General features: G+C 69.8%; 15 protein-coding genes. 4 read left to right on the top strand and 11 right to left on the bottom strand.

Annotated elements, in window-relative coordinates; translation table 11 throughout:
- Positions 1 to 160 precede the first annotated feature (160 nt).
- The 7 genes from ABZ470_RS24755 to ABZ470_RS24725 all read right to left on the bottom strand — a co-directional run bounded on the left by ABZ470_RS24755 (position 161) and on the right by ABZ470_RS24725 (position 6649).
- Positions 161 to 928, bottom strand: coding sequence for an isoprenyl transferase (locus tag ABZ470_RS24755; RefSeq protein WP_352013801.1), 768 nt, complete (start codon positions 926 to 928; stop codon positions 161 to 163).
- 47 nt (positions 929 to 975) lie between these two features.
- A complete protein-coding gene (locus ABZ470_RS24750) occupies positions 976 to 1485 on the bottom strand; it encodes a hypothetical protein (protein ID WP_352013802.1) in 510 nt (169 codons plus the stop codon).
- Positions 1486 to 1614: 129 nt separating this feature from the next.
- A complete protein-coding gene (locus tag ABZ470_RS24745) occupies positions 1615 to 2016 on the bottom strand; it encodes a hypothetical protein (RefSeq protein WP_362914134.1) in 402 nt (133 codons plus the stop codon).
- Complete coding sequence (locus ABZ470_RS24740; protein WP_362914132.1) at positions 2009 to 2830, bottom strand: DUF692 domain-containing protein; 822 nt, start codon at positions 2828 to 2830, stop codon at positions 2009 to 2011. Before ABZ470_RS24740 ends, ABZ470_RS24745 begins: the two co-directional genes overlap by 8 nt.
- The gene (locus ABZ470_RS24735; RefSeq protein ID WP_362914130.1) at positions 2823 to 3818 is read right to left on the bottom strand and encodes a TIGR04222 domain-containing membrane protein; all 996 of its coding nucleotides are present in this window, start codon (positions 3816 to 3818) and stop codon (positions 2823 to 2825) included. The genes ABZ470_RS24740 and ABZ470_RS24735 overlap by 8 nt, the downstream gene beginning before the upstream one ends.
- A gap of 213 nt (positions 3819 to 4031) precedes the next feature.
- Entirely contained in the window at positions 4032 to 5831 is a 1800-nt protein-coding gene (locus tag ABZ470_RS24730) for a phosphoenolpyruvate carboxykinase (GTP) (protein ID WP_352013806.1), read from the bottom strand.
- 290 nt (positions 5832 to 6121) lie between these two features.
- On the bottom strand, positions 6122 to 6649 hold the full coding sequence (locus ABZ470_RS24725; RefSeq protein WP_352013807.1) for a hypothetical protein: 528 nt from the start codon (positions 6647 to 6649) through the stop codon (positions 6122 to 6124).
- Positions 6650 to 6771: 122 nt separating this feature from the next.
- Here ABZ470_RS24725 and ABZ470_RS24720 point away from each other — a divergent pair, with 122 nt between their 5' ends.
- The gene (locus ABZ470_RS24720) at positions 6772 to 7371 is read left to right on the top strand and encodes a TetR family transcriptional regulator (RefSeq protein WP_352013808.1); all 600 of its coding nucleotides are present in this window, start codon (positions 6772 to 6774) and stop codon (positions 7369 to 7371) included.
- A 177-nt stretch (positions 7372 to 7548) separates the two neighbouring features.
- On the opposite strand, the gene ABZ470_RS24715 is transcribed toward ABZ470_RS24720, so the two are convergent.
- From ABZ470_RS24715 to ABZ470_RS24705, 3 genes are all read right to left on the bottom strand, one after another.
- Positions 7549 to 8802 (bottom strand): C40 family peptidase, encoded by a 1254-nt coding sequence (locus ABZ470_RS24715; RefSeq protein ID WP_362914128.1) that lies wholly within the window; start codon positions 8800 to 8802, stop codon positions 7549 to 7551.
- A 210-nt stretch (positions 8803 to 9012) separates the two neighbouring features.
- Entirely contained in the window at positions 9013 to 9513 is a 501-nt protein-coding gene (greA, locus tag ABZ470_RS24710) for a transcription elongation factor GreA (RefSeq protein ID WP_352013810.1), read from the bottom strand.
- A gap of 106 nt (positions 9514 to 9619) precedes the next feature.
- Positions 9620 to 10048 carry a DUF4307 domain-containing protein gene (locus tag ABZ470_RS24705; RefSeq protein ID WP_362914126.1) on the bottom strand — a complete coding sequence of 143 codons (429 nt, stop codon included), beginning with the start codon at positions 10046 to 10048 and terminating at the stop codon, positions 9620 to 9622.
- A gap of 222 nt (positions 10049 to 10270) precedes the next feature.
- Between ABZ470_RS24705 and mca the strand changes: the two genes are divergently transcribed.
- Both mca and ABZ470_RS24695 read left to right on the top strand, forming a co-directional pair.
- Positions 10271 to 11155 carry a mycothiol conjugate amidase Mca gene (gene mca / locus ABZ470_RS24700; protein WP_352013812.1) on the top strand — a complete coding sequence of 295 codons (885 nt, stop codon included), beginning with the start codon at positions 10271 to 10273 and terminating at the stop codon, positions 11153 to 11155.
- A 67-nt stretch (positions 11156 to 11222) separates the two neighbouring features.
- Complete coding sequence (locus ABZ470_RS24695) at positions 11223 to 11414, top strand: hypothetical protein (RefSeq protein WP_352013813.1); 192 nt, start codon at positions 11223 to 11225, stop codon at positions 11412 to 11414.
- On the opposite strand, the gene ABZ470_RS24690 is transcribed toward ABZ470_RS24695, so the two are convergent.
- Positions 11409 to 12548: a hypothetical protein gene (locus ABZ470_RS24690; RefSeq protein ID WP_352013814.1), complete on the bottom strand. Its 1140-nt coding sequence runs from the start codon at positions 12546 to 12548 to the stop codon at positions 11409 to 11411. The two genes, ABZ470_RS24695 and ABZ470_RS24690, sit on opposite strands and share 6 nt — an antisense overlap.
- A gap of 283 nt (positions 12549 to 12831) precedes the next feature.
- On the opposite strand from ABZ470_RS24690, the gene ABZ470_RS24685 reads away from it, so the two are divergent.
- Entirely contained in the window at positions 12832 to 15528 is a 2697-nt protein-coding gene (locus ABZ470_RS24685; RefSeq protein ID WP_362914124.1) for a M4 family metallopeptidase, read from the top strand.
- Positions 15529 to 15563 lie beyond the last annotated feature (35 nt).

The raw sequence follows: 15563 nt of genomic DNA, 5'->3' as shown, positions 1-15563 counted from the left end.
GAGGAGGCACCGGTGACCGGCCCTCCTTGGCAGGTCGTGACGCAAAGGTGGGCCCTCTCCGGAGTAGACGAGCTGCGCCCGTCTACTTGTTACGGTACGTCCTGAATGCCCGTCTTCCAACAGGGCAAGTCCTGCTGAAAGACGGAGTTCACGTCCTGTTTCAGGAGCCGTACCGTCGGTGTCGCGCGGCGTACGAGCGCAGGGCCCGCAGGAAGTCGATTCTGCGGAAGTCAGGCCAGTAGGCCTCGCAGAAGTAGAACTCCGAGTGGGCGCTCTGCCACAGCAGGAAGCCGGACAGCCGTTGCTCTCCCGAGGTCCTGATGACCAGGTCAGGGTCGGGCTGGCCGCGCGTGTAGAGATGCTCCGCGATGTGCTCGACATCGAGGACCTCCACGATGTCCTCGATGCTCGCGCCCTTGCTGGCGTGCTCCTGGAGAAGGGAGCGCACCGCATCAGCGATCTCACGCCTTCCCCCATACCCAACGGCAACGTTCACAATCAAACCCGGACGGTGTGATGTTGCCTCTTTAGCGTTTTTCAGGACACGGGCCGTGTGATCGGGCAGCAGGTCAAGCGCTCCCATGGGCTTGACATGCCAGCCGTCATCCACGAGTTCCTGGACCACGTCCTCGATGATCTTCACCAGGAGGTCAAGCTCGTCCTGGGACCGGTTGAGGTTGTCACTGGACAGCAGCCACACGGTGACCACCTCGACCCCGGCCTCCCGGCACCAGCCGAGCAGCTCGGAGATCTTGTCCGCGCCCTTGCGATGACCTCGGCTGACGTCCTCAAGGCCCATCGAACGCGCCCAGCGCCTGTTCCCGTCGACGATCACGCCGACATGCCGGGGGACCATCTCGCTCTGACGGGACAGCTTCCCTTCCAGCCGCCTCTCGTAGAGCCGGTAGACGAGATCACGCACGCCCATTGAAGCCCTCCCCTCAACGCCCGCCGTCGAAGGGCGCCGCCAGGCAATTATCGCCGCCCCAGAGACCTCCGCGCCCCCTCTATCGGGGTTCTGGGGGAGTTGCCGGACTTCTGTGCTCCCAGACATTCCTCGGCCTCGGCGACGAGTCCGTCCACGAAGGCCCCGAGTTCCGCTGAGGTGAGCACCGCGCGCATCCCGACACCGCCCTGGCCCCAGGCTTCGAGGAAAGCCCGCCTGGCCAGGCGCCACTCTCCCGGGTGGTCCCGGCCCCCGGGGATCCAGATCGGGATGGTGCGCAGCTGGCAGCGCAGCTCACCACCGCTGACGATCCCCCTCCTCGTCCGGTACCGGAAGGTGAACAGCTCGTCGTCCTCGGGGAAACGGTCGTCCGGATCCGGCCACTGGTCCTGCTGACCCGCGCGGGCCTCCGCGACGCCTGTGGCGAGGCTGACGAGGAACCACCCGCACCTCTCGCCGACCGTCCCGTACAGCGCGCCGTCCCGGTGGAGTTCGAGCGTGACCTCGTACGGCGAGCCGATGCTGTCGCGGCATGCCACCGGCGTAACGGTCAGGTACGACCCATCAAGGCAACGCAATCCCCCCACCTCAGAGAGGGTATCCCTGGCACAGGCTGCCAAAACGTCCCCGGGGCCGAGCGGGCCGCCATGGGACACCCCCGTCCCGGCTCAGCCGCTCCCTCTCCCCAGGACCCGGCCGAGCAGCCGTCCCAGCCCGCCGGAGCGGCCGACCGGCGCGGCGGCACCGGGGGGCTCCGGAAGCAGCCCCCGCTCGCCGAGCCAGGCCGCGAAGTCACGCGCGTCGGCCCGGGAGCCGCCCTCCGGCTTGGGGCGTCCGCGCGCGTAACCGTCGAAGTGGGCCGCGAAGCCGTCGCCGAGCAGGACGACCAGGTCGGGCCTGACCCTGGCGACCGTACCGCGCCGTTTGGAGATCAGCGCGCCCTCCTGGACCCGCAGCCGCGCCGCGTCGAACCCCTCGGGGACCTCGCCCCCCGCGACCAGGGCCGCGACCAGCTCCGTCTGCGCCCTGCCCAGCTCCTGCCGCGCCCGCTCACGGGAAGGCTCAGACACGGGCCATCGCACCGCGGATACGGCCGAGCTCCTCCTCGAACACGGCGTCACTGGGGTAGTCGCCGTCCCATTCGAGCAGCACGCCCGGCGGCTCGGTCCTGGCGCACAGCTCGGTGAGGATCTCCAGCACCTCCTGCGGCACCCGGGAGGTGTGCGTGTCGTGCCAGAGCCCGTGGTGGGAGTACCCGCCCGCGACGTGGACGTAGGCCAGGGCGGAAAGCGGCAGCCCGTCCAGCGCGGAGACCGCCCCGAGCCCCAGGTTGACCTGGTTGGTGTAGAGGTTGGCGACGTCGACCAGCAGCCCTACCCCGGTCGCCTCGACCAGCTCCCCGAGGAACTGCGCCTCGGTCATCTCGTCCTCGGGCCAGCCGAACAGCGCCGCCACGTTCTCCAGCGCCAGCGGTACGGCCAGCGCGTCCTGGGCCCGCCGTACGTTCTCCACCACGACCGACAGGGCGGCCCTGGTGCGCGGCACGGGCAGCAGGTGGCCCGCCTCCATGCCGCCCGCCCGCACGAAGGCCAGGTGCTCGCTGACCAGGGGTGAGCCCAGAGCCCGCGCACAGGCGTCCAGGTGGGCCAGCCTGTCCGGGTCGGGCGGCTCCGCGCCGCCGATCCCGAGGCCGACCCCGTGCGGGATCACCGGAACGCCTCGGGCCAGCAGCACCCGCAGCGACTCGGGGAGCGCGCCGGGCCGGATGTTCTCCGCGATCACCTCGACGAAGTCGACACCGGGCATGCGCTCGACGGTCAGGTCGATCTCGGGCCGCCAGCCCAGGCCGACCCCCAGTCGCCCGGCCGCCCCGTGTTCAGCCACCGCCGCATCCTCCTCCGCAGCCGGAACCACAGCCGGAGCCGCCGCCGCAGCTCGACCCGCCCGAGTCCCCACCACCGCCCGAGTCCCCTCCTGCGCCCCAGTCTCCCGACCCGAAGTCACCACCGCCGCCGAAGGAGGAGCCGTCGGAGGAGGACGAGCCTCCGCCGCAGGCGCCCGCGGCGCAGCTCGACCCGCCGCCGGCGGTGTGGGCGTTCCTCTTCAGCTCCTCGGTCAGCAGCGGGTCGCCCAGCTCGCCCAGGCCGTACAGGGCCACGGGGAAGGCGACCGCGAAGGCCAGGTCGGAGGTCGCGGGACGGGCGCCGCGCACGTGGACCCCGCGGGCGGCGGCGAGCGTTTCGTGCCCGGCCCGGCTGAGCGCCCCCCGCAGGGCTCGCCGCATCCGCGAGTAGACGACGAGCCCGCTCACCGAGGCCACCGCCCCGGCCAGCGTGGACAGCACGCCCAGGTGCCCCCACGACAGGACGGACAGCAGCGAGCCGAACTCGAAGAGCGCCGCGATCACGGTGAGGACCAGCAGCCTGCGGTGGAGTCTGCGCGCCTCGGCGAAGGCGCCCTCGGGCACCAGCAGTCCCATCCCCAGCAGGCGGTAACGCAGGCCGTCCACGGCGACCCCGGTCCCCACCGTACGGCGCAGCTCCGCCGCCGGGCAGGAGCCGCCCCGCTCCCTGAGGGCGTCGAGAACGGCCTTCTCGACAGGTTCCGCAGGAGGCAGGGCGCCCATCACGAGGCTGATCCGGCCGCCCCTGGCGACCCGGATCGAACCCGCCCTGGCCAGCACGCCGAGCGCGGTGTTGACCGCCCTGAGCGGCCCACCGGCCAGATAGGCCAGCTCGTAGGGACCCAGGGGCGCGCCCGTACCCCTCGGGGGGCCCGCGAGCACCCTGCGATGCTCGCTCCGCAGCCCCACCGCGGTGGTCCATACAGCCGCCACGAGGGTGACGCCGATGACGAGCAGTGTGAATTCCATGTCCGCCTCCGGGGGAAAGGCAAGGCGTGCGCGTGACTGTTCTGTCAGGTAGACGTGGGGAACGTCCCCGAGGTTGCGCCTGACCGCCTTTTTGTCGTCATCTTTGTCGCCTTGGTCTTCCCCTACCCCCGTACGGCACCCGTACGACACGACACGCCGGTCCCCGTACCGGAACCGGCGTGTCGGATGTCCCCGGCGAAAGGGACACGTGGATCAGCCCAGACGCTCGACCAGCGCCCGGTACTCGTCCCACAGTTCCCTGGGCAGGTGGTCGCCGAAGGTCTCGAAGAAGGCCGGGACCAGGGCCGCCTCCTGGCGCCAGACCTCCTCGTCCACGGTGAGCAGGGTGCGCAGGTCCTCGGCGGGGATGTCGAGGCCCTCGGTGTCCAGCTCGGCGGGCAGCAGGCCGATGGGCGTCCGCACGGCCTCCGCCTCACCGTTGAGGCGGTCCACGATCCACTTCAGGACGCGGCTGTTCTCCCCGAAGCCGGGCCAGATGAACCGGCCGTCCTCGCTCTTGCGGAACCAGTTCACGTAGTAGACCCGCGGGAGGCTGACGCCCTCACGCCTGCCCAGGCCGATCCAGTGGGCGAAGTAGTCGCCCATGTTGTAGCCGCAGAAGGGCAGCATCGCGAACGGGTCGCGGCGCAGCTCGCCGACCTTGCCCTCGGCGGCGGCGGTCTTCTCCGAGGCGATGTTGGCGCCGATGAACACGCCGTGGTTCCAGCTCAGCGACTCGGTCACCAGCGGTACGGCGCTGGCCCTGCGCCCGCCGAAGAGGATGGCCGAGATCGGCACGCCCCTGGGGTCCTGCCACTCGGGGGCGATGGTCGGGCACTGCCCGGCGGGCACGGTGAAGCGGGCGTTGGGGTGGGCGGCGGGCTCGTCGCTCTCCGGCGTCCAGTCGCGGCCCCGCCAGTCGGTCAGGTGCGCGGGAGGCTCGTCGGTGAGCCCCTCCCACCACACGTCGCCGTCGTCGGTCAGGGCGACGTTGGTGAAGATGCTGTTGCCCCAGAGCGTCCTGATCGCGTTGGCGTTGGTCGACTCGCCGGTGCCGGGGGCGACGCCGAAGAACCCGGCCTCGGGGTTGATGGCGTACAGGCGGCCGTCGTCGCCGAAGCGCATCCAGGCGATGTCGTCGCCGACCGTCTCGACCTTCCAGCCCGGGATGGTCGGCTGGAGCATGGCCAGGTTGGTCTTGCCGCAGGCGCTGGGGAAGGCCGCGGCGATGTAGCGGGTCTGCCCTGAGGGAGGCGTGAGCTTGAGGATGAGCATGTGCTCGGCGAGCCAGCCCTCGTCGCGTGCCATCGTGCTGGCGATGCGCAGGGCGTAGCACTTCTTGCCCAGCAGGGCGTTGCCGCCGTAGCCGGAGCCGTACGACCAGATCTCGCGGGTCTCGGGGAAGTGGCTGATGTACTTGGTGGAGTTGCACGGCCACGGCACGTCGGCCTGGCCGGGCGCGAGTGGCGCGCCGACCGAGTGGACGGCCTTGACGTAACCGCCGCGCTCCTCGATGAGCCGCAGGGCCCGCTCCCCCATCCGCGTCATGATCCGCATGGAGACCACCACGTACGGCGAGTCGGTGATCTCGACGCCGAGCTGGGAGATCTCACCGCCCAGCGGCCCCATGCAGAACGGCACGACGTACATCGTGCGCCCGCGCATGCAGCCCTTGAAGAGCCCCGCGAAGGTCCGGCGCATCTCGTCGGGGGCGATCCAGTTGTTGGTCGGGCCCGCGTCCTGTTCGCGCTCGGAGCAGATGTAGGTCCGGTCCTCGACACGGGCGACGTCCGTGGGGTCGGAGGCGGCGTAGAAGCTGTTCTGCCGCTTGGACAGGCGGGTGAGCGTCCCCTGCTCGACCAGCAGGTTCGTCAGCCGGGTCCATTCGACCTCCGAGCCGTCGCACCATTCGATCCGGTCGGGCTGGGTCAGCTCGGCGATCTCGTTGACCCACGCGGCCAACTCTTCGTGGGTGGTAGGACTGGGGGCGGTTACGTCCTCGATAACGGACACTGCTACGGCTCCTTACGCTCCTCAGGGCCAGGTCATCATTGACGACCAAACCGCCGTTAATCCAATTGGCATAGACCAGTGAATAACGGCTGTCCGTCGCCGCAACGACTCCGAACCGGCCCCGGTGACCGGCATAAGGGCAGGCAGGAGTCATGATGTTCCGGGTGACCTACCCAAAAGAAGCGACGTTAAAGGAGCGTGTTCCGCCAGTGGTATAGGCCATTAACAGAGGTCTAAACCAATCACCGCACAGGTTCAGACCAATTTCGGCCCGTTTTCCCTGGCCCGCCTCAGGAACCGATGTCCGGGCCGGAGGCACGCACCCGGTCGACGTGCTGAAGCGCGTCGCGCAGATCGGCCAGCCAGGTGTCGGTGTGGGCGCCCACCAGACGCACACACCAGGCGAGCGCGTCACTGCGGCTGCGTGCGACCCCAGCCGCCACAAGAGTGTCCAGGACGCGCCGCTCGGGCTGGCGCAGACGTGTCATGACCGGGACCGAGAGTGTGGTGAACATCACCGTCTCGTCACCCACCGCGATGCCCCACGAGACCTTCCTGCGGAAGCGGTGCTCGGCCTCCCTGGCGATCTCGACGCGCCGCTCCCTGGTCTCCTCGCGGAAGCGCTGGATGCCGCCCTCGACGGCGGCGGCCCGCTCGATCTCGGAGACGCCCTCGGCGGGCGCGGGCGCGGCGAGCCTGCCGACGACCGTGATCTCCTCACGGTCGAGCACGATTTCGGGACGCCCCTCGAACCACCCCTCGGGCAACCGCCCGGAGAACCAGCCACGCAGCTTCTCGACCGCTTCGTCACTATCCATGTAATCGAGATTACATCGCTTCATCCAAGGGGACCATCGCCGGTCCCGGACAGGGACGGGTGGGCCTCCTGTGGCACTCGTTGCAGTGTTCACACCTGTCGCCTAGACGCGACAATCGGCCCATGAGCTCACCTCAGCGCCCCGAGGGACTACGCGAACGCAAGAAGGCCAGAACCCGGCGAACCATACAGGAGCAGGCACTGCGCCTGTTCGCCGAGCAAGGCTACGACGAGACGACCGTCGAACAGATCGCGGAGGCCGCGGAGATCTCGGCGAGCACCTTCTTCCGCTACTTCCCCACGAAGGAGGACGTCGTCGTCCAGGACGACCACACCCCCCTGGTGATGACGGAGCTGGCCGCCCAGCCCCCTGAGCTGGCACCGGTCCCGGCGCTGCGCGCGGCGGTGCACACCGCCTTCACCCGGCTCGCCCCCGAGGAGGAGGCGCAGATCCTCGCCATGACCAGGCTCCAGCTACGCCACGTCGCGCTGCGGGCCAGGGCCGTGGACAGCATGATCTGCACGATCGACACCCTCGCCGAGGCCCTCGCCGGACGCCTGGGCCGCCACAGCGGCGATCCGCTGAGCCGTACGGCCGCGGGCGCGGTGGTCGGCGCGATCCTGCCCGCCCTGTTCGGCTGGGCCGAGTCCGGCGGCGTCACCCGCCTAGCAGACACCGTCGACGAGGCCCTGTCCCTCCTGGAAGGAGGCCTAAAGGTCTAGGACTCCTCCGGTGCCATCCGTGAGGGGTGTGGCTTGTGCCTTACCGGTGCCATGCGTGAGGAGTGTCCGGCTTGGGCGCGTCGGTGCTTGGACTGAGGAGCGAAGGAGCGACGAGGGAAAGCGCCGACGCGAAAGCGCCCAAGCCCGCGACGCCGCAGGCGGCGCAAATAGGCACAGTCATCTCACCTGGGCGGCTATCTGGGGGCTGATGCGGACGGCGCCGGCGAAGTTTCTGGTGTAGATCGGGACGAGCTTCACCACGTCACCGGTCCTCGGCGCGTGCAGCATCTTGCCGTCGCCCCAGTAGATCGCCACGTGGGAGACGTAGCCGGGGTTGGTCGGGTCGTTCCGCCAGAACAGCAGGTCACCCGGCTGGGCCTGGGACAGTTCGATCCGCGGCCCGGAGACGAACTGCTGGTGGGTCACCCGGGGGACCTGGATGCCCGCCTGGCGGTAGGCCCACTGGACCAGGCCTGAGCAGTCGAAGGTGTCGGGGCCCTCCGCCCCCCACACGTAGGGGCGGCCGAGTTTGCTGATCGCGGCGGTGAGGACGGTCCTGATCTGGGGGGCCGTCGGGAAGGCGCCCACGGGCCAGACGGTGCGCCTGGGCGCGGTGAACACCGGGTTGATCGTGGCGACCTGGCTGCCCTTGGGCAGGACGCGCAGCAGCCTGTTGCGCAGCTCGGCCGAGTCGGCGCCCGGCGCGCTCACCACCAGCGCGTTGTCCTGGGGGAAACCGAGGGAGCGCGCGGTCTGCTGGGAGACGACGGCGTCGATGGCGCCCATGCCCATGGTCGCGTAGGCGCCGACGCGCAGGCTCGTCCTGGAGGTGGAGACGGTCTTGCCCAGGGTCATGCCGCCGTCGTTGCCCAGGACGAAGGAGACGACCAGTTCTCCCGCCGAGACGTTGCGCCAGAGCCGGTCGGAGCGGGCGGTCGGCTTGGGGGTGAAGGCACGGAACGTCGAGGGGTTGACCCCCAGCGTCTGCACCCGTTTCCCGTCGAGGACGACCTCGGCGGCGTCGGCGCGTTCCACCGCCCGTACCCCGGAGAGCCGGGTCACCCTCGCCACGACCGCCGAGCTGAGCGGTTTGTTCGTCACGACGAACAGGTGCGGCTTGCGGATCGTGGTCAGCGGGGCGACCGGCGGTGGCGGGGTCTGGGCCGGGGTGGGGGTCGCCGTGTTCTGCGGGACCTCCTGGAGAGCTCCCTGGAGCGTCTGTCTGGCGGCGGGCCTGCGCAGGGCCGTCGTCGAGGAGTCGTCGGGCAGCCTCAGGACGATCACCACGGCCGCGGTCAGCATGACCACCGCGACCGTCGCCACGATGGGAACGGCAGGGCGCGGCGTGCCGATGCGGGGGCGTGGGCTGTAGGCGAGGTCCTGTCTGGCCTCGTCGATCAACCGGGAGACACGCGTCCGCCTGTCGGGCACGACATCTTCCCTTCCACCCGTCCTGATCCACCCCTACGTAGAGTGCCGTACGCCGCGCCACAATGCGCAGGAACTCACCAAAACGCTCCAAACACGACACGCTGTGCAGTGGCGGCGGGGTTTCGGCCGGCCCGAAGGGCCCCCAACATGGGTACGGACATGGCTATCCGCCGGGACCCGGTCCCGGCGGATCAGCGTGTCCGATGCGGATCAGTTGCCGATGTACGGCACGGCCTCGATGATCTCAACCGTGTTGGACCTGCCGTTCGGCATGGTGTAGGTGGCCTTCTCGCCGATCTTCTTGCCGTTGATCGCCGCCCCCAGCGGCGACTTGGGCGAGTAGACGTCGATCGGGGCACCGCTCTCCTCGCGGGAGGCGAGCAGGAAGGCGACCTCCTCGTCCTCTCCCTCGAACCGTACGGTGACGGTCATGCCGGGCCCGACCACGCCCTCGGCACGGGGGGCCTCACCGACCTTGGCGTTGTCGATGATCTGGCGGAGGTGGAAGATGCGGGCCTCCATCTTGCCCTGCTCGTCCTTGGCGGCGTGGTAGCCGCCGTTCTCCTTCAGGTCGCCCTCTTCCCTGGCGGCCTCGATCTTCTTCGCGATGTCGACACGCCCGGGCCCCGAGAGGTACTCAAACTCCGCCTTCAGGCGGTCGTACGCCTCCTGAGTTAGCCAGGTGACGCTCTCGTTTCGGGAGTCGGCCACGGGTTCTCCTTGCTTCCTCTGTGGGGCTTGGTACTAAGGGGTAGCGCTCGTTCGAATTTCGACAGGCTAACAAGTTAACCGGCCGAGCGCTTCCCCAAATGTCTCACTATACGAGATAGCAGTAGTGAACGTCGCCGGAAGTAGCCTGGCTACTGGTCTCTAGCCTCTCGGTAAGGCGGACATACCCCTCACCAGCGGGAATATTGACCTCGCGGCTGCCCACTTCGACGTGGCCCACATCCATGGCCCTGAGCCTGCACACGGCGGCGCGGCTGGACGGCTTGACCACTTCGAAGGTGATCTGCAGAGAATCGCCGCGGCTGGTGTCGAACGCGATGACCTGGTCGATGACCTCGGTGTTGCCCTTGGACGCCCACATCACGTATCCCCAGCCCCCGGCGCACACCGCGCAGAGGATCGCGATCACGACGTGCACGACGAAGCGCCCCCTGCGCTCCGGACGGTCGGGGAAGTCGTCCGGGGTGCCGAGCACGGGGCCGGTCTGGCGGCCCGTCCCGGCCTCGCTGGTGGCCATGCGGAATCTCCCTGCGCTACCTCGGTGTTATCCAAGACAATTGTCTCTCGCGGGGGCCTTGCCCTCGCGACCGCCCAAGAGAAACTAACCTCTCTTTAGAGTGACCCAGCCCAACCCGGGGAGCGGTGCGGCAGGCGGGGGCCGAGCACGTCACGGCGATGAGCGCGTCCGTGCGGCCCGCGCGGACCCCAGCGCGCCCAACGAAGAGGAGACACCGAGCCCGTGAGTGCACCGCTGAGGCTGATGGCAGTTCACGCGCATCCCGACGACGAGTCGAGCAAGGGTGCCGCGACCATGGCACGCTATGTCGCCGAGGGCGTGGACGTGCTCGTCTGTACCCTCACCGGAGGGGAACGCGGCTCGATCCTCAATCCCAAGATGGACCGTCCCGACATCCTGGAGAACATCGGGGAGGTCAGGCGTCTGGAGATGGAACGCGCGCGGGAGATCCTCGGCGTCGAGCAGCGCTTCATGGGGTTCGTCGACTCGGGCCTTCCCGAGGACGAGAGCGAGCCGTTGCCCGAGGGGTGCTTCGCCGTGCAGCCGCTTGAGGTCGCCGCCGCGCCGCTGGTCGCCGCGGTGCGCTCGTTCAGGCCGCACGTCATCCTCACCTACGACGACGACGGCGGCTACCCGCACCCCGACCACATCATGACCAACCGCGTCTCGGTCGAGGCCTTCGAGGCGGCGGGCGACCCCGACCGCTACCCGGAGGCGGGCGAGCCCTGGCAGCCGCTCAAGCTCTACTACCAGATGGGCTTCACCAAGGCCCGCTTCGAGGCGCTCCACGAGGCGATGAACGCCCGCGGCATGGGCTCGCCGTACGCCGACTGGATCTCCCGGTGGGAGGACCGGCCGGAGAAGTGGCCGGTGACCACCCGGGTGCCCTGCGGCGACTACTTCGAGGTCCGTGACCTGGCGCTCCTGGCGCACGCGACGCAGGTCGACCCGGACGGCTTCTGGTTCGTCTGCCCGCGCGAGCTCCAGGCGGAGATCTGGCCGACCGAGGACTACCACCTGGCCCGCTCCCTGATCGACACCACGCTCCCCGAGGACGACCTGTTCGCCGGCATCCACGCCGACGAGGTCTCCCCCGCCTGCCACTAGGGAAATCACCGGCCCCTTCGGCCCCGCCGGAGGCGGGACCACGGGGTCGGGATGGCAGACTTGAAGGGTGCCTACAGATCCGAACTCTCTCAACTCCCTGGTCAGCCCCGGCCTGCTGGGCTTCCTGATGGTCGCCGCGCTCGGGCTCGCCCTCTACCTGCTCGTCAAGTCGATGCGGCGGCAGATCTCCAAGATCGAGGTGCCGTCCGAGGCCGAGCTGCGGCAGCGCGACAGGGACGGCGCCACGCCGATCTCATGACCAGGCGCGCTCAAGGGCCTTCGGCAGGCCCCAGCGCCCCAGCGGGGTGAGCACCTCGCTCTTGTCGACGATGCCCAGGCAGGCCCACAGCGGCGTGACCGAGCTGAAGAGGGTCTCCGCCGCCTCCAGGTCCTCCGGGTCGTCCATCTGGACGTCGATGTCCTCGGACTCGGCGATGAACCTGGCGATCCGCTCCGGTGAGGCCAGCACGCCAGGCCCCCGCCTGGCCAGCGTCGCGACCACGGCCAGCCAGTCGGCGTGGTGGATGGCGCACAGCGCGGCCAGCACCGCGTCCTCGTGGCTCAGCTCACCGTCCAGGTCGGCGAACTCCTCGGGGACGTCGTCGTCCTCCGGCAGGTCGGAGACCGGTCCCGCGATGCCCGCGGTGACGCTCAGCCACAGCTCCTCGTCGTCGGCGGGAAGCGGCTCCCCCTCGTAGCCCGCGCAGGCCCGCAGTACGTTTCCCGGGTAGCCGGGGTCGGCCAGCACCTCGCGCAGCCGTACACAGGCGGCGCGCAGGTCCGCGGCGGGGCGCTCCGGGGGCGGCAGTTCGGCCAGGATGCGCCGCAGCTCGCCGAGCGCGAACGCCTCCTCCTCGTCCCAGGCCGCGAACAGCTCCTCGTCCTGCTCGTCGCTCACCGCGATCCCCGGCACCCGCCCGTCGGGCAGCGGGCCGTTGAGCCAGCGTTCCTGCAGGTCCTCGTAGGCCTCCCTGGCCCGTTCGTCCCGTAGCGCGAGCGCGTCCGGGTCGATCTCCCCCGAGGCGACCCGCTCCTCAAGGAAGGACACCATCCGCTGGAACATCTCCCTGGCGACCGGGCCTCGCTCGTCCTCCTCGGGCCAGACGAAGAAGCTGCGGGTGAGCAGGAGGGGTTCCGTGCCGGTCGACTCCAGCCACCTCTGCACGTCACCGACCGTCGCGTTGCCGGACTCGATCGCGCCAAGCGTCGTCTTGGCCGAGTCCCAGAAGTGGGGGGACAGCGGATTGCCCAGCGCCGCCAGCGCCCTGCGCAGGTCGGGAACCGCCACCAGGGCGACCCCCGAGGGTACGGCGAGCAGCGCGCGGGCCACGTCACGACGGGTCAGCTCAAGGGCGGGCCGTCCCGCGTGCACACAGACGAAGTCGAGATCCACGCCCAGTGAGCCTACGCGCGAAGCCGCTCGAACACACCTCCCAGCCCGTAAACTTCCTCCCCGCGTCCAAAGAGGGATCGCCGGGACACCTCACCCCATCCCTCCGGCCGTTTTCCCCGGCGCCGGGAAAGCCATCTAGAAAGCACCCATTCCTCATTTGTCGCTTTAAATCTATCAGACAACAGACATGACTAATAGTCATGATTTTTCGCCAATCTCCTGCTAGATCATGATTATCGCCTTTTGAGCAGTCTCGGCGATCTTCGAGACGTCAGGAGAACTCGTGCTACGACCCCCCAGAAGCGTCGCCACGGCGACGCCCGTCGCCGTGATCCTCTCCCTCACCGCGGCCCTCGTGACAAGCACCCCCGCCCACGCGGCCGACCCGCCCGCCCAGGTGGAGCCCCGTACCGGCACCGAGACCCCCGCCCTGGTCAGCGGCCTGAACGAGGCTCCGGTCAGCGGCGACCCCGTCACCGTCGCCCGGCACCACCTCCGCCAGGGCCGGTACGGGATCACGAACGTGAACACCGACCTGGTCCCCCTCGACGTGGTCCGCGACGGCCAGGACGAGACCGTCCGGTTCGAGCAGCGCTACCAGGGCATCCGCGTTTTCGGCGCCAACTACCTCGTGCAGATGACGAAGGAGGGCAACGCCCACCGGGTCACCGGAGCGGGCGGCCGTTTCCTCACCGAATTGAGTGTTTCGACCACGCCGAAATTCCCGGAAAGGCTCGCGCTCGACGTCGCGCTTTCCCGGACCGCGGCACGGACCGGCGGCGAGAAGGAGGCCCTCACCGCGGTCTCCGGCGGCCTCGTCGTCGTCCCGACCGGCAAGGGCCTGCTGGCCTGGCGGGTGACCGTCACCGGGACCGACGCGCGCAGGCAGCTGCCGCTGCTCACCGACGTCTACGTCAACGCCGGGAACGGCGCCCCGCTGTTCGCCTCCGACCGGATCCGCACCGCCGTCGAGAGCTCCGCCGAGGGACCCCTCGCCACCACGGGCACGACGGTGCGCGGCGCCACGGTGCCGATCAACGCCTACCAGCGGGCCGACGGCAGGTACGAGCTGCGCGACCGCACCCGGTGGAACGGCACCGCCGGCGAGGTCGTCACCTACGACGCGCAGAAGCGCGACGTCTCGCGGTTCCAGGGCTCGCTGCCCGCGGACACCCCGATCGTCGCCTCCGACACCCCCACCTTCACCGGCGCCACCACGGAGATCGGCGCGGTGGACGCCCACTGGGGCGCGAACCAGGTCTACGAGTACTACCGGCGGCTCGGACGTGACGGGCTCGACGGCAAGGGCGGCTCGATGCTCTCGGTCGTCAACGTCACCTCCTCCGGCAGGCCGTACATCAACGCCTTCTGGGACGGCACCAAGATGGTCTACGGCGGGGGCGGTGACCAGTACTACTCGCTGGCCTCGGCCCTGGACGTGGTCGGCCACGAGATGACCCACGGCGTGGTCGAGCACACCGCCAACCTGGTCTACTTCGGCCAGTCCGGCGCGATGAACGAGGGCATCGCCGACTACTTCGGCAACGCCATCCAGAGTGACGCCGAGGGGATCGACCCGGCCGACCCCGACGCGGGGCTGCTCGGCGAGACGCTCTGCCGTACCGGGACACCGCGTCAGTGCGCCCTGCGTGACCTCAACGACGGGCGGGTGGCCGCCGACGACTACGTGGGCTCCACCGGCCGCATCGACAGCGCGGGCGTCCACCTCAACTCGACGATCTTCAGCGGCGCGCTGTGGGACATCCGCGAGAAGCTCGGCGCCAGGGCCGACAAGGTCGTGCTCAAGGCCCTGTCCGAGTACATGACCCCGCTCGACGACTTCAGCGACGGCAGGCGAGCGGTGCTGGCGGCGGCCGTACGGTCCCGGCTCGGGGCGCGGGACCTGCTGACGATCGCGCGGGCCTTCGACGCCCACGGCATCAGGAACGGCTGGGAGCGTCGTATCGCCACCGACCACGACGTCCTGCTGCGCGGCGTCACCGACCCCTACGCCCAGCCGGACGCGGCCGGTGACCGTTACGTGGTCACCAACTCCTCCGCCGACCAGACCGCCCCCGCGGCCGTCTACACCGGACGGGTGCGCGGCGGCAAGGCCGTCCAGCTCTCCGAGCCGAACGAGATGTCGAGCTACGACGCCGTGACGGACGGCAGGAGCGCGGTGTGGACGACCTATGCCCAGCGGGAGGACGGCTGGAAGATGCAGGTGTGGAGCAGGCCGCTCGACCGCTCCCAGCCGCAGCGGCTGATCCACGAGGGCGACGGCGACGTGCCCAACATGGCGGTCGACGGTGACACGATCGCCTACTCGGTCTGGGACTCGGCCACGGGCGGCTACGACCTGTGGGTCAAGAAGGGCGACGCGGCCCCGGTCAACATGACGCCGCAGCCCGGGATCTACAGCAGGGTGCCGACGATCAGCGGCGGCCGGATCGCCTACATCAAGCTGTACCTGTGGGAGGGCGGCCCCCGCCGTATGGTCATCACCACCCGTGACCTCGCGACGGGCCAGGAGACCGACCTGCCGACCCCGCCGAGCCCGCCGAACGTGATCGGGCTCGTGAGCGGCCCGGTGCTGACCGGCACCTCCCTGTTCTGGCTCCAGGACGCCCAGCAGGACGGTCTTCAGGGCATCATGCGCGCCGACGCCGACGGCGGTTCCCCGGTGGCGCTCACCCCGGACGACGCCACGTCGCCCAAGCTGCTGGACATGGACGCCACGGACACGGCCGTCACCTACAGCGTCTACCCCGACCTGACGGTGATCAGCAACGACACCCTGCCCAAGATCACCCAGATCCCGGCCAGGGGCGGCAAGGCCGTACGGGTCACCTGCAACCGGGGTGAGCAGGCCCAGTTCGCCTCGGGCGAGGGTGGCAGGGTGATCTGGATCGACGGCACCGCGGCCCACGTGGACCTGGCCACCCGGGCCCGCCCGAGGGTTGCCTGCCGGGCGGCGTAACCGTACCGAGGTCGTCCAGCGGGCGTGGGGGCGCC

It is taken from the genome of Streptosporangium sp. NPDC020072, assembly GCF_040631445.1.
Classification (GTDB): domain Bacteria; phylum Actinomycetota; class Actinomycetes; order Streptosporangiales; family Streptosporangiaceae; genus Streptosporangium.
Note: the sequence above shows the minus strand (reverse complement) of the source record. Positions and strands in the feature narration are given on the sequence as shown.

What these genes read in the sequence shown, in the direction of transcription:
- ABZ470_RS24755 (WP_352013801.1), bottom strand. Translation starts at nt 928, where the DNA reads ATGGGCGTGCGTGATCTCGTCTACCGGCTCTACGAGAGGCGGCTGGAA.
- ABZ470_RS24735 (WP_362914130.1), bottom strand. Translation starts at nt 3,818, where the DNA reads ATGGAATTCACACTGCTCGTCATCGGCGTCACCCTCGTGGCGGCTGTA.
- ABZ470_RS24725 (WP_352013807.1), bottom strand. Translation starts at nt 6,649, where the DNA reads ATGGATAGTGACGAAGCGGTCGAGAAGCTGCGTGGCTGGTTCTCCGGG.
- ABZ470_RS24720 (WP_352013808.1), top strand. Translation starts at nt 6,772, where the DNA reads ATGAGCTCACCTCAGCGCCCCGAGGGACTACGCGAACGCAAGAAGGCC.
- ABZ470_RS24705 (WP_362914126.1), bottom strand. Translation starts at nt 10,048, where the DNA reads ATGGCCACCAGCGAGGCCGGGACGGGCCGCCAGACCGGCCCCGTGCTC.